Origin of the sequence: Devosia chinhatensis (assembly GCF_000969445.1) — a bacterium.
GTDB classification, from domain to species: Bacteria; Pseudomonadota; Alphaproteobacteria; order Rhizobiales; family Devosiaceae; genus Devosia; species Devosia chinhatensis.
Genome location: NZ_JZEY01000096.1, coordinates 1 through 697 on the forward strand (window position 1 = coordinate 1; position 697 = coordinate 697).

General features: G+C 54.1%; 1 protein-coding gene. It reads right to left on the reverse strand.

Annotated features, from left to right (window positions below):
• Nucleotides 1-207: 207 nt before the first annotated feature.
• Nucleotides 208-697 (reverse strand): hypothetical protein (locus VE26_RS18220; RefSeq protein WP_046106519.1); only part of this gene is annotated, 490 nt, incomplete at its 5' end.

Here is a 697-nt window from a genome sequence, read left to right on the forward strand (position 1 = left end):
GCTTCAAGCATCGCGCCGCCGCCACGTACGATGTCTGATCGATACCGATTTCTAATCCATCAATTACCCCGTATTCTCATTCTTTTTCTTCCATTCTTTCCTTCTTTCCTTGTTGTTTCCCGGTTTTGTCTTCTTCCTCCATCACTCTCTTATTCTTTTATTCCTCTTCCACTCTCTCGTCTTGTCTCTTTGTTTCTTGCCCTTTTCCTACCTTCTCCATCTCCTGTCTCGTGACATCCTTCCCTTTCCTCCTCTCCATTCTCTCTGCTCTTTTTTCTTTTCTTCCTTCGTCGTCTTCTTTTCTTCTTTTCTTGCTTCTTTCCTGTTTTCCCTTACCCCCACATCCTTGTTCTGCCTCTCCTCCTCCCCCCCCTCCTTCTCCACCGTCTTCATTCTCCTCTTTTCCTCCCCCTCCTCCCCGTCCTTCCCCTCCTCTCCCTCCCCTCCCTCCTCCTCCCCCTCTTCCCCATCTTCCCCTCGCATCTGTCCTTCCCCCTTCCCCTCCCCTCCTTTCTCCCCTCCCTTTTCCCTCTCCTCCCTCTCTTCTGTTCGCGCCCTCTCTCTCCGCCCTCCGCAGCCCCTCCTGGCCCCCTCCTTTCCTCTTCCTCCTTTCCTTTTTTCCTCTCCCGTACTCTCCCCTCCCCTCCCTTCCTCTCCTCCCCCTCTCTCCCTCTCTTCCCCCTCCTCCTCACCTCCC